This is a genomic window from Marinimicrobium sp. UBA4509 (genome assembly GCF_002388575.1).
GTDB classification, from domain to species: domain Bacteria; phylum Pseudomonadota; class Gammaproteobacteria; order Pseudomonadales; family Cellvibrionaceae; genus Marinimicrobium; species Marinimicrobium koreense.
Map to the genome: position 1 here is coordinate 2423 of NZ_DGMV01000056.1, position 922 is coordinate 3344.

Genomic DNA, 922 nt, shown 5'->3' on the forward strand with positions numbered 1-922 from the left:
TGGATCAGTGGCGGGCCTTTATGGCGGTGATCGATGCCGGTGGCTATGCCAAGGCCGCCGAGGCGCTGGGGAAGAGCCAGTCGGCGGTGTCCTATGCCATTTCCCAGCTGGAAACCGCGCTGGGTGTGGCGGTGTTCGAGCTACAGGGGCGCCGGGCCGTGCCCACTCCGGCGGGTGATGTGCTATACCGGCGGGCCCGACATCTGCTGATGGAGGCGGAAAACCTGGAATCGGCTGCGACTCAGCTCTCTGCCAAGGTGGAGCCTCTGGTCAGTCTGGCGGGGGATGTGATTGTGCCGCCAGAGCAGGTGCTGTGCTGTATTGCCTCCTTTGCCCGGGAGTTTCCGGACACCCGGGTGGAGTTATACGAGTCCGTGATGAGCGGTACCGAGGATATGCTGATTCAGCATCAGGTGGATGTGGCAATCGCCGGGCGAGTGCCGGCCGGGTTCAATGGCGAGTATCTGATGTCGGTGACCTTTCGCGGGGTGACCAGCCCGGACCATCCGCTGCAGCATCTGGGGCGTCCGGTGAGTTACGACGATTTGCGCCACTACCGGCAGTCGATCGTGCGGGATTCGGGGATTCATCGACGGTATACCGAGGGGTGGCAAGAGGCCGAGCAGCGCCTGACGGTGAGTCACATTCGAACGTCACTGCACGCGATTCGGCTGGGGTTGAGTTATGCCTGGTTGCCCGAAGCTTACCTGAAGGACGATCTGGAGGCGGGGACGTTGAAGCTGATTCCGATGGAGACCGAGAGTAAGCGGGTGCATGCGCTTTATCTGATTTTTGCCGACCGGGAGTTGGCCGGGCCGGCGACGCGGCATCTGGCGGAGGTGTTGAAGCGGCAGTTGCCGGTGCAGTAGGGGGCGGGTTGAGTTACGGTGGATGCGTTGAGTTGGGCAACGGCGGATGCGCC

At 62.8% G+C, this 922-nt stretch carries 1 protein-coding gene; it reads left to right on the plus strand.

From position 1 onward, the window contains the following. Positions 1 to 869, plus strand: an 869-nt coding sequence (locus B3520_RS10715) for a LysR family transcriptional regulator (RefSeq protein WP_286876024.1), incomplete at its 5' end; no start/stop codon positions are given. Between the last annotated feature and the right edge of the window lie 53 nt (positions 870 to 922).